The sequence below is a fragment of the Peribacillus sp. NPDC097675 genome (assembly GCF_050277655.1).
GTDB lineage: Bacteria > Bacillota > Bacilli > Bacillales > DSM-1321 > Peribacillus.
The window spans coordinates 91,247-115,518 of sequence record NZ_JBNNSK010000004.1 but is presented as its reverse complement, the minus strand read 5'-3'; the positions used below and the strand labels follow the sequence as shown (position 1 = coordinate 115,518).

34 protein-coding genes and 1 pseudogene are annotated in these 24,272 nt (G+C 38.9%); 29 read left to right on the top strand and 6 right to left on the bottom strand.

The window, feature by feature from the left end; translation table 11 throughout:
* Window positions 1-13 precede the first annotated feature (13 nt).
* The 5 genes and pseudogenes from ACQKL5_RS07850 (at window position 14) to ACQKL5_RS07830 (ending at window position 5,276) form a co-directional block, all read left to right on the top strand.
* Window positions 14-532, top strand: coding sequence for a GNAT family N-acetyltransferase (locus tag ACQKL5_RS07850; RefSeq protein WP_427607743.1), 519 nt, complete (start codon window positions 14-16; stop codon window positions 530-532).
* A 14-nt stretch (window positions 533-546) separates the two neighbouring features.
* Entirely contained in the window at window positions 547-1,077 is a 531-nt protein-coding gene (locus ACQKL5_RS07845; RefSeq protein WP_427607741.1) for a GNAT family N-acetyltransferase, read from the top strand.
* Window positions 1,078-1,355: 278 nt separating this feature from the next.
* Window positions 1,356-1,559, top strand: coding sequence for a zinc ribbon domain-containing protein (locus ACQKL5_RS07840; RefSeq protein ID WP_427607739.1), 204 nt, complete (start codon window positions 1,356-1,358; stop codon window positions 1,557-1,559).
* A gap of 171 nt (window positions 1,560-1,730) precedes the next feature.
* Window positions 1,731-3,526, top strand: a pseudogene (locus tag ACQKL5_RS07835) (M3 family oligoendopeptidase).
* 70 nt (window positions 3,527-3,596) lie between these two features.
* Window positions 3,597-5,276, top strand: coding sequence for a MutS-related protein (locus tag ACQKL5_RS07830; protein WP_427607737.1), 1,680 nt, complete (start codon window positions 3,597-3,599; stop codon window positions 5,274-5,276).
* A gap of 170 nt (window positions 5,277-5,446) precedes the next feature.
* On the opposite strand, the gene ACQKL5_RS07825 is transcribed toward ACQKL5_RS07830, so the two are convergent.
* Together ACQKL5_RS07825 and ACQKL5_RS07820 are read right to left on the bottom strand one after the other, a co-directional pair.
* Window positions 5,447-5,656, bottom strand: a complete 210-nt coding sequence (locus tag ACQKL5_RS07825; protein WP_427607736.1) for a helix-turn-helix domain-containing protein — start codon at window positions 5,654-5,656, stop codon at window positions 5,447-5,449.
* Window positions 5,657-5,665: 9 nt separating this feature from the next.
* Window positions 5,666-6,217 (bottom strand): DUF2975 domain-containing protein, encoded by a 552-nt coding sequence (locus ACQKL5_RS07820; protein ID WP_427607734.1) that lies wholly within the window; start codon window positions 6,215-6,217, stop codon window positions 5,666-5,668.
* Between the two features lie 239 nt (window positions 6,218-6,456).
* Between ACQKL5_RS07820 and ACQKL5_RS07815 the strand changes: the two genes are divergently transcribed.
* The 9 genes from ACQKL5_RS07815 to ACQKL5_RS07775 all read left to right on the top strand — a co-directional run bounded on the left by ACQKL5_RS07815 (window position 6,457) and on the right by ACQKL5_RS07775 (window position 14,533).
* Complete coding sequence (locus tag ACQKL5_RS07815) at window positions 6,457-7,158, top strand: CoA transferase subunit A (RefSeq protein ID WP_427607733.1); 702 nt, start codon at window positions 6,457-6,459, stop codon at window positions 7,156-7,158.
* A 25-nt stretch (window positions 7,159-7,183) separates the two neighbouring features.
* Window positions 7,184-7,837 carry a 3-oxoacid CoA-transferase subunit B gene (locus tag ACQKL5_RS07810; protein WP_427607731.1) on the top strand — a complete coding sequence of 218 codons (654 nt, stop codon included), beginning with the start codon at window positions 7,184-7,186 and terminating at the stop codon, window positions 7,835-7,837.
* A gap of 248 nt (window positions 7,838-8,085) precedes the next feature.
* The gene (locus ACQKL5_RS07805) at window positions 8,086-9,069 is read left to right on the top strand and encodes a ring-cleaving dioxygenase (protein WP_427607729.1); all 984 of its coding nucleotides are present in this window, start codon (window positions 8,086-8,088) and stop codon (window positions 9,067-9,069) included.
* A gap of 14 nt (window positions 9,070-9,083) precedes the next feature.
* On the top strand, window positions 9,084-9,683 hold the full coding sequence (locus tag ACQKL5_RS07800) for an NADPH-dependent FMN reductase (protein ID WP_427607727.1): 600 nt from the start codon (window positions 9,084-9,086) through the stop codon (window positions 9,681-9,683).
* 142 nt (window positions 9,684-9,825) lie between these two features.
* Window positions 9,826-10,770 carry a ring-cleaving dioxygenase gene (locus tag ACQKL5_RS07795; RefSeq protein ID WP_427607725.1) on the top strand — a complete coding sequence of 315 codons (945 nt, stop codon included), beginning with the start codon at window positions 9,826-9,828 and terminating at the stop codon, window positions 10,768-10,770.
* Window positions 10,771-10,792: 22 nt separating this feature from the next.
* Window positions 10,793-11,398, top strand: coding sequence for an alpha/beta hydrolase (locus tag ACQKL5_RS07790; protein ID WP_427607723.1), 606 nt, complete (start codon window positions 10,793-10,795; stop codon window positions 11,396-11,398).
* A 336-nt stretch (window positions 11,399-11,734) separates the two neighbouring features.
* Window positions 11,735-13,300 carry a T7SS effector LXG polymorphic toxin gene (locus ACQKL5_RS07785; protein ID WP_427607722.1) on the top strand — a complete coding sequence of 522 codons (1,566 nt, stop codon included), beginning with the start codon at window positions 11,735-11,737 and terminating at the stop codon, window positions 13,298-13,300.
* A 29-nt stretch (window positions 13,301-13,329) separates the two neighbouring features.
* On the top strand, window positions 13,330-13,905 hold the full coding sequence (locus ACQKL5_RS07780; protein ID WP_427607720.1) for a suppressor of fused domain protein: 576 nt from the start codon (window positions 13,330-13,332) through the stop codon (window positions 13,903-13,905).
* 223 nt (window positions 13,906-14,128) lie between these two features.
* Window positions 14,129-14,533, top strand: coding sequence for an Imm50 family immunity protein (locus ACQKL5_RS07775; protein ID WP_427607718.1), 405 nt, complete (start codon window positions 14,129-14,131; stop codon window positions 14,531-14,533).
* Window positions 14,534-14,672: 139 nt separating this feature from the next.
* On the opposite strand, the gene ACQKL5_RS07770 is transcribed toward ACQKL5_RS07775, so the two are convergent.
* On the bottom strand, window positions 14,673-15,419 hold the full coding sequence (locus tag ACQKL5_RS07770) for an SDR family NAD(P)-dependent oxidoreductase (protein WP_427607717.1): 747 nt from the start codon (window positions 15,417-15,419) through the stop codon (window positions 14,673-14,675).
* Between the two features lie 158 nt (window positions 15,420-15,577).
* On the opposite strand from ACQKL5_RS07770, the gene ACQKL5_RS07765 reads away from it, so the two are divergent.
* On the top strand, window positions 15,578-16,126 hold the full coding sequence (locus ACQKL5_RS07765; protein ID WP_427607716.1) for a TetR/AcrR family transcriptional regulator: 549 nt from the start codon (window positions 15,578-15,580) through the stop codon (window positions 16,124-16,126).
* Between the two features lie 45 nt (window positions 16,127-16,171).
* Window positions 16,172-16,489 (top strand): sigma-G-dependent sporulation-specific acid-soluble spore protein CsgA, encoded by a 318-nt coding sequence (locus ACQKL5_RS07760; protein WP_427607714.1) that lies wholly within the window; start codon window positions 16,172-16,174, stop codon window positions 16,487-16,489.
* A 58-nt stretch (window positions 16,490-16,547) separates the two neighbouring features.
* On the opposite strand, the gene ACQKL5_RS07755 is transcribed toward ACQKL5_RS07760, so the two are convergent.
* Window positions 16,548-17,222, bottom strand: coding sequence for a hypothetical protein (locus ACQKL5_RS07755; protein WP_427607712.1), 675 nt, complete (start codon window positions 17,220-17,222; stop codon window positions 16,548-16,550).
* Between the two features lie 150 nt (window positions 17,223-17,372).
* Here ACQKL5_RS07755 and ACQKL5_RS07750 point away from each other — a divergent pair, with 150 nt between their 5' ends.
* From ACQKL5_RS07750 to ACQKL5_RS07730, 5 genes are all read left to right on the top strand, one after another.
* Window positions 17,373-17,864 carry a hypothetical protein gene (locus ACQKL5_RS07750; protein ID WP_427607710.1) on the top strand — a complete coding sequence of 164 codons (492 nt, stop codon included), beginning with the start codon at window positions 17,373-17,375 and terminating at the stop codon, window positions 17,862-17,864.
* 158 nt (window positions 17,865-18,022) lie between these two features.
* Window positions 18,023-18,562: a PadR family transcriptional regulator gene (locus tag ACQKL5_RS07745; protein WP_427607709.1), complete on the top strand. Its 540-nt coding sequence runs from the start codon at window positions 18,023-18,025 to the stop codon at window positions 18,560-18,562.
* 141 nt (window positions 18,563-18,703) lie between these two features.
* Window positions 18,704-18,922, top strand: coding sequence for a DUF1659 domain-containing protein (locus tag ACQKL5_RS07740; RefSeq protein ID WP_427607708.1), 219 nt, complete (start codon window positions 18,704-18,706; stop codon window positions 18,920-18,922).
* A gap of 41 nt (window positions 18,923-18,963) precedes the next feature.
* On the top strand, window positions 18,964-19,182 hold the full coding sequence (locus ACQKL5_RS07735; RefSeq protein ID WP_427607706.1) for a DUF2922 domain-containing protein: 219 nt from the start codon (window positions 18,964-18,966) through the stop codon (window positions 19,180-19,182).
* Between the two features lie 21 nt (window positions 19,183-19,203).
* Entirely contained in the window at window positions 19,204-19,389 is a 186-nt protein-coding gene (locus ACQKL5_RS07730) for a hypothetical protein (protein ID WP_427607704.1), read from the top strand.
* Between the two features lie 123 nt (window positions 19,390-19,512).
* On the opposite strand, the gene ACQKL5_RS07725 is transcribed toward ACQKL5_RS07730, so the two are convergent.
* Complete coding sequence (locus tag ACQKL5_RS07725; protein ID WP_427607702.1) at window positions 19,513-20,070, bottom strand: cysteine hydrolase family protein; 558 nt, start codon at window positions 20,068-20,070, stop codon at window positions 19,513-19,515.
* 186 nt (window positions 20,071-20,256) lie between these two features.
* On the opposite strand from ACQKL5_RS07725, the gene ACQKL5_RS07720 reads away from it, so the two are divergent.
* Window positions 20,257-20,772, top strand: a complete 516-nt coding sequence (locus tag ACQKL5_RS07720) for a hypothetical protein (protein WP_427607701.1) — start codon at window positions 20,257-20,259, stop codon at window positions 20,770-20,772.
* 44 nt (window positions 20,773-20,816) lie between these two features.
* Here ACQKL5_RS07720 and ACQKL5_RS07715 read toward each other — a convergent pair whose 3' ends face one another.
* On the bottom strand, window positions 20,817-21,209 hold the full coding sequence (locus tag ACQKL5_RS07715) for a thiol-disulfide oxidoreductase DCC family protein (protein WP_427607699.1): 393 nt from the start codon (window positions 21,207-21,209) through the stop codon (window positions 20,817-20,819).
* 211 nt (window positions 21,210-21,420) lie between these two features.
* On the opposite strand from ACQKL5_RS07715, the gene ACQKL5_RS07710 reads away from it, so the two are divergent.
* The 7 genes from ACQKL5_RS07710 (at window position 21,421) to ACQKL5_RS07680 (ending at window position 24,067) form a co-directional block, all read left to right on the top strand.
* Complete coding sequence (locus ACQKL5_RS07710; protein WP_427607697.1) at window positions 21,421-21,639, top strand: DUF1659 domain-containing protein; 219 nt, start codon at window positions 21,421-21,423, stop codon at window positions 21,637-21,639.
* Between the two features lie 43 nt (window positions 21,640-21,682).
* Window positions 21,683-21,901, top strand: a complete 219-nt coding sequence (locus ACQKL5_RS07705) for a DUF2922 domain-containing protein (RefSeq protein ID WP_427607695.1) — start codon at window positions 21,683-21,685, stop codon at window positions 21,899-21,901.
* Between the two features lie 189 nt (window positions 21,902-22,090).
* Window positions 22,091-22,306 (top strand): hypothetical protein, encoded by a 216-nt coding sequence (locus ACQKL5_RS07700; protein WP_427607694.1) that lies wholly within the window; start codon window positions 22,091-22,093, stop codon window positions 22,304-22,306.
* A 243-nt stretch (window positions 22,307-22,549) separates the two neighbouring features.
* Window positions 22,550-22,693 (top strand): hypothetical protein, encoded by a 144-nt coding sequence (locus ACQKL5_RS07695; protein ID WP_427607693.1) that lies wholly within the window; start codon window positions 22,550-22,552, stop codon window positions 22,691-22,693.
* A gap of 304 nt (window positions 22,694-22,997) precedes the next feature.
* Window positions 22,998-23,207, top strand: coding sequence for a DUF4083 family protein (locus ACQKL5_RS07690; RefSeq protein ID WP_427607692.1), 210 nt, complete (start codon window positions 22,998-23,000; stop codon window positions 23,205-23,207).
* A gap of 38 nt (window positions 23,208-23,245) precedes the next feature.
* A complete protein-coding gene (locus tag ACQKL5_RS07685) occupies window positions 23,246-23,605 on the top strand; it encodes a hypothetical protein (RefSeq protein WP_427607690.1) in 360 nt (119 codons plus the stop codon).
* 273 nt (window positions 23,606-23,878) lie between these two features.
* Window positions 23,879-24,067, top strand: coding sequence for an IDEAL domain-containing protein (locus ACQKL5_RS07680; protein WP_427607689.1), 189 nt, complete (start codon window positions 23,879-23,881; stop codon window positions 24,065-24,067).
* Window positions 24,068-24,272 lie beyond the last annotated feature (205 nt).

Sequence of the window (24,272 nt, the reverse complement as noted above, 5' to 3'; positions counted from 1 at the left end):
TGGGGGCTATCTGATGTCTATATTTATTGAAGAGTTGAAAAAAAGTGACGCAGTAGATTTGCTTGAATTTGAGCTTCGAAATAGAGTTTTCTTTGAAGAAACGGTACCTGCTCGGGGAGATGAGTATTACATTCCAGAGATTTTCAACAAGAGGCTTGATGCTTTACTTGAAGAACAACTTCAAGGAATATCGCGATTCTATTTAATTAAAGATAAAGAACATAGTATTGTAGGAAGAATAAACGTAGTTGATTATGAGGAAAACCTAAAATCATGTCATCTTGGTTATCGTATTGGTGAAAAGCATACTGGAAAAGGCATGGCCAGTAAGGCTTTAGCTTTATTGGTAGAATCCCATCTTGATCCAAACATCGAGATCATCCAAGCAAAAACAACAACAAATAATATAGCTTCTCAAAAAGTGTTGGAGAAGAATGGATTTGAGAAGGTCGTTACTACTGGTGAGCCATTCGCGTTCAATGGACAAAAAGCAAACTTTATATATTATACATGGACTAAGGAACAACAATAGAAGGAGGAATCCAAATGGTGATAAAGGGAAGACATGTGTATATAAGACCCATTAAAGACGAAGATATGGTCAGTATTTATCAGTCTTGTCAGGATGAAGAGTTTTTATATATGACCGGTACGAGTAAGTCATTTACCCTTGATGAAATCATTGAAAGTTATAAACAGTTTAGCAACGACCCCACACGGTATGATTTTGCCATTTGCCTATTGGAGAATAATGAAATAATAGGTGACCTAGCTATCTTGGAGATTGATCAAGACAATAAAAAGGCAGGTTTCCGAATATCATTACATAATAGAAATAATGTGAACAAAGGGTATGGAACTGAAGCAACCCAACTTGCACAAGCATTCACTTTTGAGGAGCTTAAATTAAATCGATTGCAACTAGAGGTATTCTCCCATAACGTACGTGGCATAAAAGCATACGAAAAAGCAGGATTTAAAAAAGAAGGGACATTACGGCAATCCCTCTATTTCAACGATACCTACTCGGATGAAGTGATTATGGCAATGCTTCGAGAAGACTACTATAAACAATAACTTTTACAGCTCTATATATGGCTGCAAAGTTGGATAGGTACGCACTAATGGAGAAAGATCACCCTTCATGATAGAATCATGAAACCTTATTTCACTTTACCCGTATACTTTATCATCGGACCTAAGGTGGAATTGGCTATTCATATTTGCTCCGAAAGTTAGTTTCAAGGAACAAGATATATAGATTTCACCAAGAAAAAGCAGATAAATAATCGTGCATTTAGATGAAATAAATAGACGGAATCTTTAAAAAATATTTAAACAGGGAGAGAAGTTTCATGAATGAAAAGGGATGTATAAAATGTGGAAGCGATGATGCTGCTAAGAAGGACGTGGCAATGACAGGAACGGGGTTATCGAAAATGTTTGATGTCCAGCATAATCAATTCACGGTTGTGTATTGCAAAAAGTGTGGGTATTCAGAGTTTTATAATAAACAATCATCAATGGGAAGTAACTTGTTGGATTTATTCTTTGGTTAAACAGTGGAGGGGGGTAGGGACAGCCCCTTCCCTTATTTAAGAACTTTCCTTTTTGGGGTTTTAAAATTGGCATAATGTATAAAAATATGAAACTTTGCTATAGGATCAAGCCCATTAGTTAGAAGGTTCATAATGTAAGGAAGTATGCTTAAATCTTTCGGGGGTAAACAAATGGAGGAAAGAAAGTATCTGCAAGTATGGAGTTTAGAGGAAGTGTTTCACGATAAAAACCAATCATCACAATTTCGTGAACATATAAAACTCTTGGAAATCAAAGTTTCCAACTTTGAAGAAAAATCGAAGTGTTTTCATACTCCGCAAGAATTAAATGAATCATTAAAGTTAAAAGAAATCATTGAATTCATAATAGACATTCGAATGAATTTATCACAAGCCAATTCTTTTATAACCTGTCTTCTTGCACAAAACCCAAAGGATCAAAATGCTACAGCAATACGAGGAAAAACAACATCTTTAAATGCTCGTTTTGAGTCTGCTTTAAAAAAAGTACAAAAAGTACTTGTAAACACAAATCAACGTTTGTGGGAAGGGATATTAGATACTGAGGATTTAAAAAACAATAAGTTCATATTAAATGAATGGCGTAAAAAGGCTGAGATGCACCTTTCGGATGAAGAAGAACGTTTAGTTTCAGATCTGATGGTAGATGGTTATCATGCTTGGGGGCAGTTTTATAATTCACTTGTTAGTAGTATTAGAGTTACTATTCAAATCGACGGAGAAAGAAAAGAATTATCCGTTGGTCAAGCGATAAACTTACGTTCACACCCTGATGAAGAGGTTCGCAAAGAGTCTCATAGGGTTTTGGAAGATAAATGGTTCGAGCATGAAGAACTATTTGCCCAAATACTGAATCATATCGCAGGTTTTCGATTACAAGTGTACAAAAAACGAGGATTAGAAAATATACTAAAAGTTCCTTTGATTGAAAATCGCATCAAAGAGGAAACACTGAATGCAATGTGGTCAGCCGTAAGTAAATACAAAACACCTTTTACAAATTACCTTAATCAAAAAGCAAAAATGAATGGCGATGAAAAGATGCATTCATATAACTTTTGGGCTCCTGTTACAAAAGGTAATCAAAAGATAAAATATGAAGATGCTGTGGAATTTATTTTGGACCATTTTAGTCACTTTGGGATGGAATTAGAAAGTTTTACGCGGGAGGCATTTGATAAAGGTTGGATAGAGGCTGAAGATCGTCCAAATAAATCAACTGTTGCTTTTTGTGCGGGATTCCCACTTTCAGGAGAATCACGAATTTTTATGACATATGGTGGTACAATGACCAATGTTCTAACCCTAGCACATGAATTAGGTCATGCATTTCATAACCATGCAATGAAATCCGTTAATGGATTGAATAAACAATATCCATTGAGTATTGCAGAAACTGCATCAACATTTTGTGAAATGATTGTCTTAGATGCTGCAATGGAAGAAGCTGAATCAACTAAAGAAAAATTGTTTTTACTTGATGAGAAACTAAAACGTAGTGTGATGAATTTCATGAATATACAGTCTAGGTTCTTGTTTGAAAAGAAATTTCACGAGGAACGTAAAGAGGGTTTTGTTTCATCATCACGTTTAAATGAACTAATGCAATTAGCAATAGATGAAGGGTATGCAGGTTCTCTTGATAATGCTTCAATCCATTCGTGGATATGGACACCACATTATTATTTGACCAAATCTCCATTTTACAACTTCCCATATACATTCGGGTACATATTTTCTTTAAGTATTTATGCAGAAGCAAAGGAAAAAGGAAAAGAGTTTGAAAAAAATATTTAGATTTGCTTCGTGATTCAGGAAGTATGTCCACAGAAGATTTAGTCATGAAGCATTTAGGGGAAGATATTACATCAGAAGCCTTTTGGGAAAAAGGAATTGAATTATGCATTAAAAATGCCGAAGAATTTATATCCTTAACATCGCCTTGAACCCCCCTTTCTTCTTGCTCAAACCTGTCAGCATAAGGAGGAAATTTTAGAATTGTAAGGAGGGGAGCTAATGTCCAATCCAGTTGCCATTGTGTTCATCTTTGTAGTTCTTGCTATGGTTTATCATGGGATAACAAAAAATAGTAAGTTCATCAAAAAGATCCGAAAAGAATGGGAAACGGCAGAGTTTCTCTCACCGAGCGAAGGTTTTCATTCCATTTCATCTTATTGGTCCAATAGAAAAAGAATGTCCCAGGGCTATGACGGCGTAGATCAACTAACGTGGGAAGATTTGGCGATGGATGATGTATTCAAAAAACTCAATTATACACAATCCACGGTTGGTTCCGAATACTTATTTAATCAGCTTAGGGACATTGATCCAAGGAAAGAGCAATGCGACGAGGAATTGTATCGGTTATTTGCCACGGATCAAAAGTTGAGAGAAAACATCCTCCTCATCCTTTCCAATCTTGGCAAACGAGAGTATACAGATTCGTCTTCCTTCTTCTTTGAATTGAAACATCATGAAATAAAACATGCCTATTTGTTTGGCATTTTCTCTTTATTGCCGGTCGCCTCCATTCTTTTGTTGTTTTTTAGTCTTCAATTGGGCATCGCCGGTCTTTTGGGTTCTCTGTTCTTAAATGCCATTATTTATTATCGTCATAAAACGAGGTTAGAACATGACCTTATTTCGGTGGGATACGCCGCAGCTATTATTCATGCTGGGAAACGCATTGCCTCGCTTAGACACCCTTCATTGCTACCATATACAAGTGGTCTCAAAGAGTGTGTTCAACCCATCAAGAAAGTCATCGCGTTTAACAAAATAACCACATTAGGCAGTCGAAGTGGTGGAGATTTTGATGTTCTATTTGAATATGTACGTATCTTCTTTTTATTGGATTTTATATCGCACAACAAGATTATTAAAACCATCTCCACCCATCAAAAAGAATATCGTGAAGTTTGGGAACGTATAGGGAAACTGGACGCAGCGATAGCCGTCTCTTTTTATCGGCATTCCCTGGATACATATTGCACACCTACTTTTACAGATATGGAAGAACTGTCATTTGAGAACATGGTTCATCCACTTATAGAAAAGGCGATACCCAACACATCTCATCTCGGAAAATGCACGCTCATAACAGGATCTAATGCGTCAGGAAAATCCACCTATATTAAAGCGGTAGCGATTAATGCCATTTTAGCCCAGACTATCAACACGGTACTTGCGGAGAAATGGACGATGATGCCGAGTTACATTGTTACTTCCATGGCCATCCAAGACAACGTGTTAAATGGCGATAGTTATTTCATTGCGGAGATAAAATCCCTCAAACGTATTATCGACCTTGTGGAAAAAGGAAAACCATGTCTCTCCTTTATCGATGAAATATTAAAGGGCACGAATACAATTGAACGTATCGCAGCATCTGCATCCATGATGGAATGGCTTTCCTTAAATAAAGGGATGAATGTGTTAGCCACACATGATATTGAACTAACAGAGATTGCCGTTAACATGTACACGAACTATCACTTCAGGGAAACGATTGTAAACGGAGAAGTTCAGTTTGATTATCAAGTTCATTCAGGTCCTTCTGTATCCAGGAACGCCATCAAACTACTTGAAATAACCGACTATCCAACAAGCATCACTCAGAAAGCGAACCAACTGGCACAACATTTTAGCGAGAGACGCAAGTGGGGCGTCTTAAGGGATCATCACCCTGCACGATAAGACGGAAATAACATGTATTATTTCCTTGTGAACAGAAACTGAATGATATTGGAAGATGGCTGTCATTTTCTTCATTTATTTGTGTTTGTTAATTCCATACAAGGGGGGAACGGCCAACACATCCCTCTCCTTGTATGAATGGGCATTTCCTCGCAACGGACGGTACAGCTTCATTGATCTTCAGAAGTATATTCCAGTATATCTCCAGGCTGGCAATCCAAGGCTACACAAATAGCATCCAGTGTTGAAAATCTAATCGCTTTTGCTTTTTCGGTTTTGAGGATGGAAAGATTGCTTTTGGTTACGCCGACTTTATCGGCTAGTTCATTCAATGACATTTTTCGTTTGGCCATCATGACGTCTAAATGTATTCTAATCATTGTGACCTCCTAAATAGTAAGTTCATTTTCCTTTGCAATTTTGATAGCTTTATTGAAGAAAACACCAAGCAGTATAATGAAGATGGCTGAATATAATAAAGGGGTATTTACTGAATAGGCAATATCAAGGCTTCCATTTGTCAGATGAATCCGTGGCGCCACTTTATTAGCTACATAGACTTTAGGGATATTACCAACTAAAGAGCTGATTAACATAATCGTTCCAATCGTGAAAATGGCTTTTGCATTACTTCTGACAAATAACTGTCCATTCCCCGTATTTCTAAATAAAACCTTGAAATTCCAAAACATAACCGCAGAAAATACTCCGCCAATACCGTATAAAATACCCTTCATCAAAGCAAGATATGGGCTAACCTCCGTTAAATGAAAATCAAAAACGCCTATATGCATTTGAAGATTACCTTTTTCCTGTAAGATTCTAGAATCGATGCTGACAACTGATATAGCCGCTATTACTAGAAATAAACTGACGACAGTAACCCAAAATAACAAGTTCATCACAAAAGAAAGAATAAGATACATATTTGTTTTCTTCATAAAGTAACCTCCTAATGATTTCTAGTAATAATTTACCATGATAGGAAGTTAAAAACAATAAATATTTATTGTTTATCGATAAAAAATTATTGTTTACTATACTTTTCTGTGAATTTTCTCCCATTCTTTCTATGATTCTAGCCATTTTCATTAAGTATTTTACTTATACGGGATATAATTGTAAAATTTAAACAAGTGAAATATTTATTATATTCGTGATAACCAAGGGGGGCGACCATATGAAAAAAGGAAAGGTAATGAACTCATTTTTGGAAGCGGTTTCAGATATCAAGGATGGTTCGGTCATAATCGTGGGTGGCTTCGGACTCTCAGGCATTCCGGAATATTCCATCCAGGCGCTTAAGGAGCAAGGAACTAAAGATTTGACGGTTGTGAGCAATAATTGCGGGGTCGATGACTGGGGACTTGGACTGTTGCTTCAGAATAAGCAGATAAAGAAGATGGTGTCCTCTTATGTGGGAGAAAATAAAATATTTGAACAGCAGTATTTAAGTGGGGCGTTGGAAGTAGAATTGACACCCCAAGGGACATTGGCTGAACGGATTCGGGCTGGTGGAGCGGGCATTCCTGGTTTTTATACAGCGACGGGCGTCGGCACACCTATAGAAGAAGGAAAGGAAACGAAGGTGTTTGACGGCAAGAAATATCTATTAGAAAGGGGAATTGTCGGGGACTTCGCTCTAGTGAAGGCCTGGAAAGCCGACACCCTTGGAAATCTTGTGTACCGCAAGACAGCACGGAACTTTAATCCACTTGCGGCAGCGGCCGGAAAAATAACGATTGCGGAAGTGGAAGAAATCGTGGAGCCAGGTGAGTTGGACCCGGATGAAATTCATACACCAGGCATTTATGTGCAGCGGATCTTGCTTGGCACGAATTATGAAAAGCGGATCGAACGGCGGACGGTTGCACGAGCATAAAACTTTAATGGAATGGGGTGTCTCTATGAAAGATGTACGGTTGGATATTGTAAAAAGGGCGGTTTTGGAAATCGAAGACGGCATGAATGTCAATCTGGGCATTGGTATGCCGACACTCATTGCCAATGAAATTCCGGATGATTTCAATGTGTTGCTTCAATCGGAGAACGGCTTGCTTGGCATTGGTCCGTATCCCGTGGAAGGGGAAGTGGATCCGGATCTGATCAATGCGGGAAAAGAAACGGTCACCGCCGTTCCAGGTGCGGCTTTTTTTGACAGCGCAGAGTCGTTTGCAATGATCCGCGGCGGTCATATCGACCTTGCCATTCTCGGCGGAATGGAAGTGTCCGAAAAAGGTGATTTGGCTAACTGGATGATTCCCGGGAAAATGGTCAAAGGAATGGGCGGTGCGATGGACCTTGTTAACGGGGCCAAGCGGGTGGTTGTGATCATGGAGCATGTGAATAAACACGGAGAGTCGAAGATTAAGAGAGCATGCACCCTGCCATTGACCGGACAGCAGGTGGTACACCGCTTAATTACCGATCTTGCCGTGTTTGACTTCACTCCGGAAGGAATGGTTCTGATCGAAACGCAAGGGGATGTTTCCGTAGAGGAAGTGCAAGAGAAGACGGAAGCACAATTTACTGTCTCGCCAGAATGTTTGGCTAGAAACTAAAAGGTTGGTGTTGTGTTTCATCCTAATTTTCTCTTTGCATGGTAAAGGGGAAATTAGGATGGAGTGTGTAAGAAAAAAATCTTTCGAAAATCATTTGCACAGAATGAAAATCTGTGATATTATTATCTCGAATTAAATATATTTTAATTAAGAGTAATGCGGAACACTGTTTCATTTATTTTTTTGTATAATATCTCGAATTCAAGATAAATTGTAAAATAAAGCACGATAAAAAGGGGAGAAAGTTGATGAACCACATTAAAGGAATTCACCATGTAACAGCCATTACAAGCAGTGCAGAAAAAAACTATGAGTTTTTCACATTCGTATTGGGCATGCGTCTAGTCAAGAAGACGGTGAACCAAGATGATATTCAAACGTACCACTTATTCTTTGCCGATGACAAAGGAAGTGCCGGGACGGATATGACATTCTTCGATTTCCCAGGCATCACAAAAGGGACACATGGTACCAATGAAATCTTCAAGACGGGATTCCGGGTTCCGACGGATGCTTCGCTTGAATATTGGGTCAAACGTTTTGACAAGCTTGATGTAAAACATACCGGCATTCAAGATCTTTTCGGGAAAAAGTCTTTAACATTCGTTGATTTCGACGATCAACAGTATCAATTAGTCTCAGACGAGTTGAATGAGGGAGTGGCTTCGGGTACACCGTGGCAAAATGGGCCCATCCCACTCGAGTTTGCGATTACAGGATTAGGACCGATTCATGTACGGGTTGACCAATTTGACTATTTTAAGGAAGTGCTGGAGAAAGTCATGGCATTCCGTGAGATTGCCAAAGAAGGTTCCTTTCATTTATTCGAAGTTGGTGAAGGTGGGAATGGGGCACAAGTCATCGTGGAACATAATACGGTCTTGCCACGTGGACGCCAAGGCTTCGGTACGGTGCATCATGCGGCATTCCGTGTGGAAGATACGAGCGTATTGAAGGAATGGATCGATCGTATGGAGAGTTTCGGATTTGGTACTTCCGGCTATGTAGACCGTTTCTTCTTTGAATCGCTTTATGCACGGGTCGCACCTGGCATATTGTTTGAATGGGCAACAGACGGCCCAGGATTCATGGGCGATGAGCCATATGAAACAGTAGGTGAAATCCTATCCTTGCCGCCATTTTTAGAACCAAAACGTGAACAAATCGAGAAAATGGTTCGTCCAATCGATACGGTTCGCAGTACGAGGAACTTTGAAAAGGAATACATGTAAGGAGATGACACCCAGTGAGCTTTTTTAAGAAACTATTTGGTCAAAATAATGAACAAGAAAATACAGGGGGTAATGAAATGATGAAAATCGGTATCGTATTAGGTTCAACACGTGAAGGTCGCGTAAGTCCACAAGTAGGAGCATGGGTTAAAGAATTAGCAGACAAACGCGGTGATGCAGAATATGAAATCATCGACATCGCCGATTTTAAGTTACCATTACTAGGTGAAGCAGGAGGAGATGCTTCTGGCGCAGCAGCATGGTCAGCGGCAATCAACGGTTGTGACGGATTCGTATTCATCGTTCAAGAATATAATCACTCCATTACGGGTGCATTGAAAAATGCTTTGGATTACCTACGTGTAGAATGGAACAACAAAGCTGCAGGTATCGTATCTTACGGTTCAGTGGGCGGTGCTCGTGCAGCTGAGCACTTACGTGGTATTTTAGGAGAATTATTAGTAGCGGACGTTCGGGTTCACCCAGCTCTATCCTTATTCACCGATTTTGAAAACGGTACAGTCTTCAAACCAGCTGCTGTACAAGTGGATTCGGTGAACCAAATGCTAGATCAAGTCATCCCTTGGGCGACTGCATTAAAAACCATCCGCTAATTAAAAAGGAAAAACCACAACATGTACATGGAGTACGTGTACATGTTGTGTTCTAAACAAAAGAGAATGTTGAGCAAATAGGTTAAATTAGTTTGTTTGAACTATGTGCTCAGCATTCATCTAAAAAAGGGAGGAAATGAAGATGAAAAAACAGACGGCAGGGATTCACCATATAAGCGCCATTGTCGGCCATCCACAGGAAAATATTGATTTTTATTCAGGTGTACTGGGCTTACGCTTGGTGAAGCAAACGGTAAACTTCGATGATCCTGGCACATATCATTTATACTTTGGTGACGGAGGAGGAAATCCCGGGACCATCATTACCTTTTTCCCTTGGCCAAATGCTCGTCAAGGGAGGATTGGCGATGGACAAGTGGGTGTGACGTCATACGTCGTGCCTACCGGAGCACTAGATTTTTGGGAGAAACGGTTACAGAAAAATGATGTGGAGTTTGAAAAGGTGAAGCGTTTTGGAGAAACCTTTTTACAATTTGACGATCCACATGGGCTTCACCTCGAACTCGTCGCTCGTGAAGCGGGTGAAGAGAATGCTTGGGCAGTCGATGATGTGACAAGGGAAGTGGCGATAAAGGGATTTGGAGGCGCCACCCTTTATTCAAGTGCACCTCATGAAACGGCCGCTACATTAACGGATGTGTTAGGCCTGGAAATGATGGGTGTAGAAGGGGATTACACACGGTTCAAAGCTTCTGCGGACATCGGCAATATCATCGATTTGAAAATGGTCACAGGCGTTCGGGGCACAATAGGTGTCGGTACGGTGCATCATATCGCATGGCGTGCGAACGACAAAGTCGACCACTTGGAATGGCAAGAGCATGCAATGAATCTAGGACAGCACGTGACCGAAGTGAAGGATCGTAACTACTTTGATGCGATTTATTTCCGTGAATCAGGAAAAATCTTATTCGAAATCGCGACAGACCCACCAGGATTCGCGATTGACGAAACTGAGGAAATGATGGGGACGAAACTTATGCTGCCGGCACAATTCGAGCAGCAACGTGAGCACCTCGTTCAATCATTGATTCCCATTCAAGTACCACCCAATAAAGTGAGATGAATAAGGAAGGGGATAATATAGAATGAAACATATCTTTAAGCCAGGGACGAATTCGGATAAACCAGTCTTATTGCTTTTACATGGAACGGGAGGGAATGAAAATGATTTGCTTCCGCTAGCTGACATCGTTGATCCAGAAGCTTCTGTCCTTAGTGTAAGAGGAAATGTATCGGAGAACGGGATGCCCCGATTCTTTAGACGTTTGGCGGAAGGGATATTCGACGAAGAGGATTTGATTTTCCGTACGAATGAACTGAATAGCTTCCTGGATGAAGCGTCCACTACCTATGCATTTAATCGTCAAAATATCATCGCAATCGGGTATTCAAATGGAGCGAATATCGCGGCGAGTCTATTATTCCATTTTACGGATGCCTTGAAGGGTGCAATTTTACATCATCCGATGGTGCCAAGACGTGGAATCGCTTTACCAGATTTAACGGGTACAAACGTCTTCATCGCAGCCGGAGTCAATGACCCGATTTGTCCACAGCAAGAATCCATCGACCTTAAAGAATTACTAGAAGTGGCACATGCCTCGGTTGATGTACAATGGGAGAACCATGGACATCAATTAACGATGAATGAAGTGAATGCCGCGAAACAATGGTATCAAGAAAAATACTAAATAATGATCAATCAAGAAATCCACCTACAAGTTGTATGGTGGATTTTTTTGTGTTGAGCTATTCATTATTACCCTCTATCACCATCTGAAATTATATGCAGAGAGGGTATAAAGTCTTAGTAGTGTTCGTTAATAGATGAGTATTATATCCTGGTTAATCGGGTAATTAGCATAGTTATCCCTATTTATCTCCCTGATTATCTTCCTTATAATTATATAATATGAAAAATATGTAAATTATAACGAGGTGTTTCCTTTGGAGATAGGACAGGAGAAAGCTCTGATTTATTTTTTGCCAAGCACCGTCCCCATTTTCCTACAGAGGGGTGAGCCCTTATGACGATTTTTGAAGCGAAACCATTGAAATCGGCAGTCGAGTCACGTGCCAAGCAATATGAGGACCTATTGGGGCAAGTGGAGACACTGAAAAAGGAATTCCAAGGAATTGTCGATTTGGATGAAGAACTGGCGGGTTCCGGGGCTACAGCCATCAAGAACTTTTACCGGGCACAAGTCATCGGTGCTGATGCCTGGATCGAATTATTCACGACCCAAATCAGCTTTTTAAAAGGCGTTCCGGCGATTTTGGAAGATGCGGACTTATCCGGTGAGACTGTGGTCGAGGTACCTTTTTTAGAAGGAGAAGTGACCCATGGTCTCAACAATGCCAAGTCCATGGTGAACCAGCAGTCCACCGATCTTCAGAAGATTTTTCAGACCATTGATGATATCCTTCCACTAAAGGTGTTCGATCAAGAGGATTTCCATGAGAAAATGGAAAAGGCCGAAAAAGAAAAGAACGATACCATCAACAAAGTGCATGAAGTAGATAATAAATTAGTAGAAGAATACCAAGTGAGCGAAGCCCAGGAAAGCGTGGCCGTTGGCCTTTTCCAGGCATTACTTGAAGCCACGAGTCAGAATGGCACCGTTTCTCCGATGAACTTCAACCAAAGCGCCTTTCAAGCGAGTCAAGCTTATCAAGTGAAGGATGAAGTGGCCGAGAGTATGCAAGGATACCGGGACTTCAAAAAGCAAGAAGAGGAAGCACGGAAACTCGAAAAGGAAATGGAAGAACTCGAGAACCGTTCGGCTTTAGAAAAAGCTTTGGATACAACTAAAACACTTGCAGGAGAAATGACTGGGTATTATGATTTTATGAGAGCAACAACTGGCATTGATCCAGTTACGGGCCGCAAACTGTCAAAATCCGAAAGAATCGCGGCGGGAGCGATGGCTGCTGCTGGGTTCATTCCGGTCATTGGATGGGCAGGTAAGGCTGCCAAAGGAGGAAGTGCGGTCTACAAAACAGCTAAGGGACTCAGCACTGCGGACAAAATTGCAAGCGGAAAGAAATTCATCCCATATAGTAAAGAATATGTGAAAAAGCTAACTGAGAAATCTCAAAATATGATTAAGGATTTGGGAAAGGCCATTGGAAAAGCGGAAGTGCCAACTAGTTTTAAAGTAACCGAAGTAGCGGATTCATCTGGAAATGCTTACAAAAATTTCGCTGTTGATAAGACGACAATAAAGGATCTTGCACAGAAGATTACGTCGAAGAATCAGGCTAGTAAGGCTAATGTTGAGAAGACGTATAATAGACCTTCTGGATTTAGAAAAGGTGTAAGGGATGAGGTTTGGGAAAAAGCTAAGAGTACAGATGGTAATGTTAGAGACCCACTTAATGATACAATTATGAATAAAGATGAGCCTTGGGATATGGGACACAAACCAGGTTATGAATTTAGAAAACACCAACAAAGTGCAATGGAAAGGCGTATCACAAGGAAAGAGTTTTTGGATGAACATAATAACCCAGACCATTATCGTCCAGAATTACCATCCACAAATAGGAGTCATAAGGGAGAAGATTTAACAGATGATTATTTTGGAGATTAAAAATCGGTTATCATTTTGGGAGGTTTACTATGACAGTTACGAAAGAGAATAAAATCATAGCAAGAACAGCTTTAGAAGCATTTGGAGGAAAGCCTAGTGTATCTAAGTATTGGGATGAGAATAATGTTAGCGATGTGGATATATTAGATGCTATAGATAGACCTTATGATGGTATTACCGCATATTCTACTATTGGTTTATCTGATTATTCAATTGGGTACTCAGTAGATGAAAAGCCATTGAGGATAGAAATTGTTGGGGCCAGTGCTACAATATATGAATTTTTCCCTAATATATTATCCACATGTGCCTTCAATATCATTAATACAAAGTTACCTATTTCTCATGGAGAAATATTCAAAGAGGTCATAAAGATGTACTATCCAGATAGTGAAATGGAACATGTGCTATTTATGTCACCTTTTATCTGGGATAAACTTAAGACCATAGATTTCCCAGATAAAAAGGTTACATGGTTACTTGCAGTACCGATATCGACAAAAGAGTTCTTATTCGCTGAGAAAGAAGGATTAGAAGCTCTTGAAACTTTGTTTGAGAAGGAAGAAATAGATATATTCAATGTAGGAAGAAATTCTATATTATAAGTATAATTCGAACCTTGATAAGCTAATGCTTTTCAAGGTTTCTTTTCTTTATAATGAGAGGGCTACTCTTGCCGTCATTATTTAAAGTGACAATTCTGGAAGGGTATCACTACGTACTTATTTTAGTTAATTAAAAAAAAGGTCAGTTTTAGAAATAACATAGTGGAGGACGTATAGCGGGATGGCATAACGTAAAATCTGCTTTAAATAGGTGGTGTAATCTATGTGGCATAGAGTTTTAGAAAGAAATCAGTTTATTTCAAGTTTATATCATGAAGTTCCTAAGCTTATCAATGTACGTATTGTTGGTATTAAGATAACAGATGAAGGTAGAAGAGTATCACTACATTTCAATATGCCAAAATTTGCAGAAAATCCTCCTGCAAAATGGAAAATTTCAGGTTACAATACTGTGTTTGTAGAACTTGACTTTTTTGATATACAAGAGTTGAAAGTTAGTTATAGTAAGGAAAACTTGATGGGGAATATTATTCTTGAAAAAAATGAACAAGATAAATTCAAAGTTCGTATATCTGGCGCAGTGAATATGGAATTGGTGGCGGATATTGGTATCATTCAAACGGTAAGTGGTTACATAGATCATTTACAGGGTGAAAACACTTACTAATAGGATAGAGCAAAGTTTGTGTGTAGCTTAGAGACCTTGAATGGCTAATTAGTCATTCAAGGTTTTTTATTTGTAGACAACATTAAAGAGGCCGCCAATCGGTGGCCTCTTACAGTAATCCTCAAAACGGTAGACATGCTTAAATCAAAATTTGGCCACCTGCACAATTGACTACAGAACCTGTTAATAGCTTACCATTTGTCATGGCAAATACCATTGCCTCAGCGACTTCTTCAGCAGTTGCTGAAATATTAGGTGGTGTCGTTGCACCGATTGCTTGTCCAACTTCTTCTGTGTAAGTAACAGCTGCACTAGCTGAAATGTTTGTTTGCATATTATTTGGCGCTACACCTACCGCGAATATGTTTTTTGACTGATAATCTTGTCCGATTGATTTAGTTAAACCTAGTACAGCATGCTTTGTTGCTGAATACAGCCCATTATATGCCGTTGGTTTAAATGAATTGGATGATACAGTGTTTACAATGGTTCCACCTTCATTTTCAAGCATAACTGGAATTACATATTTAATGCCAAGGAAAACACCTTTTAAATTAATATTCATGATGCGATCGTATTCGTTCCCATCATACTCATGCAATAAACGGAATGGAATCATGATGCCTGCATTATTTAAAAAGTAATGGATTGAACCAAAAGCTTCTACAGCTTTCGTAACATAATTTTGTACATCTGTTTCATTTGAAACGTCTGCTTTCACAAATATTGCTTCCGCACCTAAAGCCTTAGCGTCTGCAGTTGTTTTTGCCCCATCTGCTTCATTATAATCCACTAGTACCAAACGGTAGCCCGATGCAGCTAATTTTAAAGCGGTTGCCCGTCCTAAACCTGTTGCTGCTCCTGTAATCACTACTACATTACTCATATAAACTGCCTCCTTAAAATCGTGTATTTAAACAACACGTGTATGTTAAAGTTATTATAGGACTATACAATATACAACAAACAATCAAAGGTATTATGAAGCATAAACGACAAATAAGAGAAAAATGTATGTTAAGTTAAAAGAGATAGGAGATTAAAATGAATACGAATGATTTACGTGTAATTAAAACCAAAAAATTGCTCAGAGAAATTTTAATCGAAGTCTTACATAAAAAAACGTTTAATGAAATTACCGTGGTGGAAATCTGTAAGTTAGCGAGAATAAATCGCTCGACTTTTTATGCGCATTATATGAACATCGACGAACTTTTTCTAGAACACTTTACTAATTTAATCGAAGAATTGAGAGCTGATTACAATCTAGTATTGGAAAACCTAGATAATCCCATTCATCAAAGTATGACGCCTTTATTCACACATATAGCAAAACATCGAGATTTTTACGATATTTTACTTTCTGAAAATGCTCCTATTAAGTATCTACTCCAATTTAATGATTATTTAGTGCAGTTTCCACTTGAGGTTATCATTCGAAATGTAAGTAAAGACACTGATATTGATCTATTCCTCTCCTTTTGTTCAAGTGCCACAATGGGCATGATTTATCATTGGAAAAAAACGGGTTATAAAAAAACAGCTGAAGAAATGAACTATCAATTAACTAAGTTTTTTGCAAAGGAATATTGATAACAAATTTGGATCTTTGCTTCCATCTCTCTTGAAGGCTGTATAGTGGCAGCCATTCCTGGACAATCTAGTTTAGATTACACACATATCCAGGAGAGGGATGGTTTGATGGACCGCACGATTGGTTACTTACGTGAGATTCTGTCTAATTATACAGATCAAAACCCTGAGGCACAGCACATTTACGATAAGATCAAACATGGCCAATTTCATTCGGAGGAGGAGCTTGTTCGTGAACTTACTGGAAAGGAAACAGATCTTCTGAACCGAATTCTTCCTAAGGAAATGGAGCATGCGAAAGAAGCGATGGATTCAGAACGATTCACGCAATTAAATGAAGTATATGAACTACTGATTACGTGAGAAAAACCTTGTCCATGTTCCCTACTGGACAAGGTTTTCTTGTTTTGCGTCATCAGGTTTATTCATCTAAACTTGTCAGAGAATCCATATGACTGGCAATCATCGAGATGATCGTTCCTGCTTCTTCTTTACTGAACATAAAGTTCGTTTCATCTCTTAAGATTAGGTCATCATCGTCCGTCCAAATACGATTGACCCTCCTTAATAATCCATCACCTGTTTCCTGGACGATTCCGAATTGGTAGGTGACTTCCACTTCATTTTCCTTGAGGTAAGCCGTGACTTCAGGCGTTTCCCACTCTACATCGATTTCGAACACTTCTGAATCATCGTTCCCCTTTGAAGAATAAGACAGCGAACCTGAAACGACTTCCAATTCCTGGTTGTCATCATCAAGCTCATATTCGTATTCATCGTCGTCCCCTTCTATGTAAGCATGAAAGGTTTCATGGACGGCCTCGACGATATCTTCAATATCAGGTAAAAGCACCTTGCTTATCTGCCCAAAATCGATATCGAAGGATTCCATATAGAATTCTTCGCTTTTCGGATCGAAAAACAAGGCACAAAAATTCTCTTCCTCATCTTCATCCAACTCTGTAAAAAATTCGATACGTGGATGTTTTGCTCCTCGCTCCACGGTCATGCTGCCAATTCGATCGTATTTGTCACATATCGATTGTAGATGGTCCTGCAATTCCCCACATACTCTGTCAAACCATTCTAATGACATTTCACCCACATCCTTTCACATCTTATTCTTTACCAGAATGCCAAATTAACTCCATTTTGCCCATATCCAATAAAAGGTATTTATAAGTAGTTAATCAATGGAAGATATTTTATAATAAAGGATAAAATGCTTAGGTGGGGGGGCGTGGCATTGTCAGTATTCAAAAGGATAATGATGGGATTCGTTGTAATGAGTACCCTAGCCGCTTGTGAAGAACAACAAATCCCCATGAGGGATAAGGAACATGCACAAGCAAAGAAACAAGTCGAGGATGTATCTCGAGAGGATGTACCATCCAATAAAGCAGCGAAGTATAACGGAAAGCACCTATATGGAAATTGGATAAAAGGTGAATCCTTTCTGCTAATTGCGAGGGACCAAGTTAGCAACTTTACGATGCAAAGGATTACGAGAAGTGATTATGAGAAAGAACAGCATTTTGAAATCGCCGAACCGGTTGATAACAACCTAACAGGCATCCTCTATAATGAAAATCAGCGAAATAGAACAACAACGTTCACATTAAAATTAAATGAAGATTATACGGAACTAACGATTACCATGCCGAATGAATCCCCGGTAACGTATAAACAAACAGAGATAGAGCCAGAAGAATTCAATCCTACTTATAAATGGCGATAAGAGGAATAACCAGGAACTAAATATCGGTCCAGGTCTCTCCTGATAATAATCGGGCATTTGTCATAACAGCTTTTAAGAAGCAGTCGAAATCCTAGCTGAACAAATGGCTTAACTCTGCTAAAATAAAGAAAGCGACGGCAGAGGGGTGGAGTTTCAACATGTCGATTCAAATTTACATATTAGGTAAGTTGGCTGAAGGAAATAGTTATCCATATAAATTGAAAAAGCTATTATCTGATCCGATTCCGATAGATAAATTTACTGGTATTAGTGAAAGTAAATTATATTATCATTTTGACAAGTTAGCAGATAAGGGGTATATCGAAGTTGTTGAAACCATCAAGGAAGAGAATAGACCAGATAAAAACGTATATCAAATAACAGATCAAGGGCGAGTAGAATTAACAAAACGGATTTATCAAACGTTCGAAAAAGCCATTGAAATGAATGAAATGTATATTGCGCTATCCTATATAAAGCATGTGAAGGTAGATAAGGTACTGGACATTTTAGAGCAAAAAATCGAAAAGCAACGACTAGCATGGGAAACGTACTTAAGCTTTGACCTGGAAATTGATGAACAATCCGAAGCTTATTGGAGTGTGAAATTTATTCAGGAGCATGCTTACAGTCGTGCCCAACATAACGCCGAATGGCTTAAGAAGCTTATCGTAAGCATAAAAGAAAACGCTAGATAATACGTATTAACAAGGGTTGACTATAGATAGACGGAAAAGCAGATGTTGCTTTTTCGTCTTTTTTTTATCAAAAAAATATTTGCTACCATGCTACTTTTCGCACGAAAAAGTTTATATAGAGTGTGAAAGGAGGTGAGCGACATGGCAAACCAAATCAAGTTATCGACGACGCTACGGTTGGATTTTGAAACGGGTCTCAATGAAAAAGGGGAGATCATCTTTAAACGGAAATCATTCTCTAACATTAAGTCCGATGCACTGGCTGATCAACTTTCAGCGACATCCAAAGCAATTGCGAGCGTGCAGAATTACCCAATGGGGGAAGTCACCCGCGTGGATACGAACGCCATCATCGGCTAAGGGATGTAAGAACATATGTCTAAAAAAGGAGGTGACAAGATATGGCTAAATCATTGGAAATGATTTTTGTAACAGGAGAAGGAAAGTCCTCGACAATCTCCGTGGATAACCCAAAAGAACCGGTTAATGGGGAGCAGGTGAAACAAGCCATGCAGCAGATCATCGCGCAAAATGTATTCACGACTTCGTCAGGAGATCTCGCTAGCATCAAGGGAGTACGCGTGGTCGAGCGCAATGTCGAGGACGTGAAAGTGCTGTAAAAATCGGCGAATGTTGAATTAATGGCCGCGAATGTTGAATTATCGACTCTAACGGTTGAATTAATCGTCACGACGGTCGAATTATCGATATGTTTGGTTGAATTAGGCTCATCCTTAAAGGACATGTCCTTTGAGGATGAGCCTTTTTGTGGGATACGACCGGGGATTTCAGTCCAATGGCAACTATTCATGACATACACACAGTAAAAAGACGGAAAAGCAAGTCGCTTTCCGTCTTTTTTTGTAAGAATGTACTTCATTTGTTGAAAAGTTTTGACCATCAGTTTTTTACCGGATATCCTTGCGTGCTATCATTGCCTTTCCTATCAATTACCGGTATGTATGATGTGATGGCTTAAACAAATCTTCATTCGTATAACGAACTAGAGAAAAATGGTCTACATTATAATGTCCATGAAGTGTTTCATTATGGTGAAGGATGATTTGTTCGGCAGATAAGATTTTGGAATCAGTGGTCGAATGTCCATCCCCGACTAGCGTTACATCATACTGATGAATCGTTGCGGTTCTAACGGCAGTATCAATGCAATGTTCCGTCTTACATCCCATAATCACTAGATGCTCGATGTCGTTTTCTTTCAAGTAGGCGTTTAATGGCGTGCCATAGAACGAATTGGTAGCGGCCTTATCAAATATGATGGCAGTGGTAGGCACTATGATATCCTTATGTACCTGGAAACCGGGTCCATCTCCATTCGCAACATCCACATCTCTAATAAAAATGATGGAGACCTTTTCATTTAGCGCTTTTTCGATGACAGTATTGATATTATCGATGATTCTTTTCTTCTCATAAACCTCTTGCTCTGCACTATTTCCTTCTATTAATTCCTGTTGCGCATCGATGATCAGTAGAGCTTGTTTCACATGCTTTCCCCCTATCATAGGACGTTTTTATATAAGTGTATCAAATGTTTCAATTAATAGGGATTAAATTCCAAAAAACAGCATTAATATTGGTAAAATATTCTTAAAGATAGCCAAATGGATTATAATCAATAGATGAAGATTTTAGAATATTCATACCTAGGAGAGGGCATGGGAGGACTAGGAGTGCGTAAATGTAGAAAAATAGTCATGGGGTTGCTTGTGGTTTGTAGTCTTGCTGCGTGTGACGCCCAAAACATGATCCAAGAAGGAAAGTCCCAGGTGCAAGAAACAAAAGAGGGGAAAGACACAGTAAAATCAAATGAGGCACCTTCATATAATTCCCCTACGTACTATGGCAGTCACTTGTACAACCATTGGATATCAAGCGATTCATTTCTCATCATCATGAGGGATGAAAGAAGTACGTACACTCTTCAAAGAATCACGAAAAATGAAGTCGAACCACTAAGGCATTTTGAAATCGTGGAGCCGACCGAATCCACAATAACTGGTATACTTTATAATGAAGAAAAACGGAATCGAACTTCATTTTTCACTTTGAAATTAAATGAAGATAAAAAGGAACTGACCGTAACGATGCCAAATGAAAAGCCGATTACCTACAAAGAAACAGATAAAAACCCAAGGGAGTTTAACCCTAATTATGAGGGGGAAAGCTTTGATTCGCTTGACAATTAAACGAAAAAAGACGGAAAAGCTATCTGCTTCCCGTCTTTTTTGGTTTATAAGAAACGTTTCCTAATACTAGCTGAAGGTAACATGCAGCTTTCTTCTTTTTTTCCGAACCATTTATAACGGTTCCTGGCAATGATATCATAGGCGGCATTCCGAATGGGGCGGGGAACGATGGTAAAGCCAGATAACAGTTTCCACGCCCCTTTCAAATGACGGCATATCCTCAGTGCTGCAGCCGATTTATAGTAGGCCTTACCTTTTTCAATCAAAATGATACTATCTATATCCTCGGGTACCCCATATTTCTTTTGTAACACTTGCCCAGTTGGGCTCTGAAGGGAGGCGAATTGAAACAGTCCCTTTGGGTCGAGCTTAATGATGAACTGGACACTTGAATCACAAAAGTTACATTCCCCATCAAATAATATGATCGGATTCATGTACTTTCCTCCTAAACATTAACGTAGAATCAAGCTCTTCCTTTTCCTTTACCCACCTTGTCGTGGCGGAAACGTTCGCCGTTCCGGCCCTGTTTCTTCGATGCGCTTACTTTTATTTTACTTGAATTCTACTCTATTATGAAAAACTTTTCCTGCCATGCTACTTTTCCCTCGAAAAAGTTTATATAGAGTGTGAAAGGGGGTGAGCGACATGGCAAACCAAATCAAGTTATCGACGACGCTACGATTGGATTTCGAAACGGGCCTCAATGAAAAAGGGGAGATCATCTTTAAACGGAAATCATTCTCTAACATTAAGTCCGATGCACTGGCTGATCAACTTTCAGCGACAGCCAAAGCAATTGCGAGCGTGCAGAATTATCCAATGGGGGAAGTCACCCGCGTGGATACGAACGCTGTCATCGGTTAAGAAATGTAAGAATGCATGTCTAAAAAAAGGGAGGTGAGAAGATATGGCTAAATCATTAGAAATGATTTTCGTAACTGGAGAAGGGAAGTCCTCGACAATCTCCGTGGATAACCCAAAGGAACCGGTTAATGTGGAGCAGGTGAAACAAGCCATGCAGCAAATCATCACGCAAAATGTATTCACGACTTCGTCAGGAGATTTCGCTAGCATTAAGGGAGCACGCGTGGTCGAGCGCAATATCGAGGATATGAAAGTGCTGTAAAATTTGTTGAATGTTGAATAAATGGCCGCGAATGTTGAATTATCGACTCTAACGGTTGAATTAATCGTCATGACGGTTGAATTAACCGGATCCGCGTTCGAATTCCATTAAGATTCAGCAGGCTCATCTTCGAAGGACAAGTCCAGAAGCGGTGAGCCTGCTCTTTCGTAAGAAACTATCAGAAGCGAGGTGAACAAAAGTGGACCAAATCCTGCCGTTTGTCAGCGATATCGGGTTTCCTATCATCGTAACCCTGTATTTGCTTCATCGTATCGAAACAAAGCTGGATACACTGAACGAAACCATAATCGAGCTGCCGGAACGTTTGCGAGAAGGATTCCAGAGCCAGCTCAAAGGATAAAGAAGAGCACGTGGATGAATAATGCATTCACGGTGCTTTATTGAGGGATCATTTATATAAGGAATGTATTTGCTAGCTTCTAGGATTAATACAAGAGAAGTTACTTAGAATTTATCTAATAGACCAGATGATCAGTCCAGTCTTCATTTTCATATATCCTTTATGTTAGTGATTTATAACAGTAAACGCTGAGTGCAATTTATGATAAAATTAAATATCAATAATTTCCAATTGTTCTTTTTATATGAAGTAAAAAAAAAAGAGTTGAGGGCATAGGGGGATTTACTATGAATAAGTTAATGAGGAAGCTACTTACAAAAATAAATGAACAGGACCAGTTTATGCGGGCGTCTTATTACATTATGGGAGGTTTCTTAATTATATTGGTTGGTTACGGAGTGGGTCGGTTGGTGGGATTGATCCTATTTTAAGGTCATTAGTTTTCTTATCAAATGATTTCCTATAAATTTCCCCGCTTCGTTGACTTCCGGCACAGCTCACTAACAACCAGTTCAGGCAAGGTATTACGGCCGATAGCGGCAAATGCTATCGGCTTTGTTTGTGGGGGGAATGTTGAATTATTGCTACGAATGTTGAATTAATGATGCTGAACGTTGAATTAATTGCACGAACGTCGAATTATAGAAATTATGGAAGCAGAGAGCCTTCCTTTTGAAAAAAGTATGATTTTTTAACTCATATGGGATAAAATGGTTTATAAAAGGAGCTGTTTTAATGAGTAATATTGGGATACCGGGAATCATTTTAATTATCATCGTATTTGCACTTATTGCTTTATTCTTCCTATCATTTTCTGCATTTATTAGGAAGTTACTTAAGAATTCAGACAAAAGCCATAATCAAACGAATATAGACAGTAGACTCAATCGAATTGAAGATGAATTGCGCGTCATTAATAAGAAAATGGATAACCGGGATAGTTAATAGGAGCTTTATGAATTTGCAAAAAAGTGAGGAACAAAATGAAGTCTTTACAAGTGATCACGCTTATTATTTTTACACTGTTAATCGTGAACGATTATTTCCCGAATCTATCGCTTGCACGTTCAATTCCCAATGATATTTTGCTATGGGTTATTTTTGGCTTGTTTATCATAAGTTTTCTATTTGATAGGATAAAATCCGCCAATCATAAAGAGAAACTTAAGTCGCAAATTTTATCCCTCATTTATTTTCTCTCATTACTAGCTTTGCTGACCATACTGGGAGGACAGTCCACTGCGGGAATTACAATTGATAGTCCTTTCCTATGGTTGATTCTATTAATGTCGTGTTTGGATATATATTCCCGGTGGAAGAAGTTGAAACAGGAACAAACCTGATAAAATTATAGTAGGACCAATTGTTTGCTATCTTGGGGAATACTAAAAGTCAGGGGAAAATAGCACATATAATAAAATCTTACTCTTCCTATTTAATAATAGAAGGGTAGGGTTTTTTCGTATTTTCATGTATAGAATAGCCCAATCCAGTTAATCATGAGAGTAAGAGAAGGGAGAGGGAAACGGTTCATATTTTAGGGAAAATATAAAGAATGAATACTACTTTTCAAGTTGTTCAATATAATAGAAAAAAGGTGAAGGAGTTGGTTTCGTATGGAGAAGCAATTGCCTATTACACCACTAGAACCCGAGATGATGGAAACGTTGGCAGAAATGGTAATTATCAAGGCGCTCAATGATTATCGGAAAAATCAAATCGAAAAAGAAATCGATCATTCGTTGGTAATCCGTGATAAAAAAGAATTTATCAGATTAACCAATGAATTGAAGAGTCTTTGTTAGATTGGGCTTATGAATCAGGCATTTTAATATTTCTTTATAACGAAGACCAATCCTCTATTGAATTGGTCCTTCGTTTTTCTATATTTGATTGTTCAAGATAGGCGGCCAAATCTTATGCTATGGATAGCTTAAACTACTTTGTGATAAATTATAGAAATATAGCTTTTAATGCCCCATAAATGGTGTAATAAATAATTACAGAAGC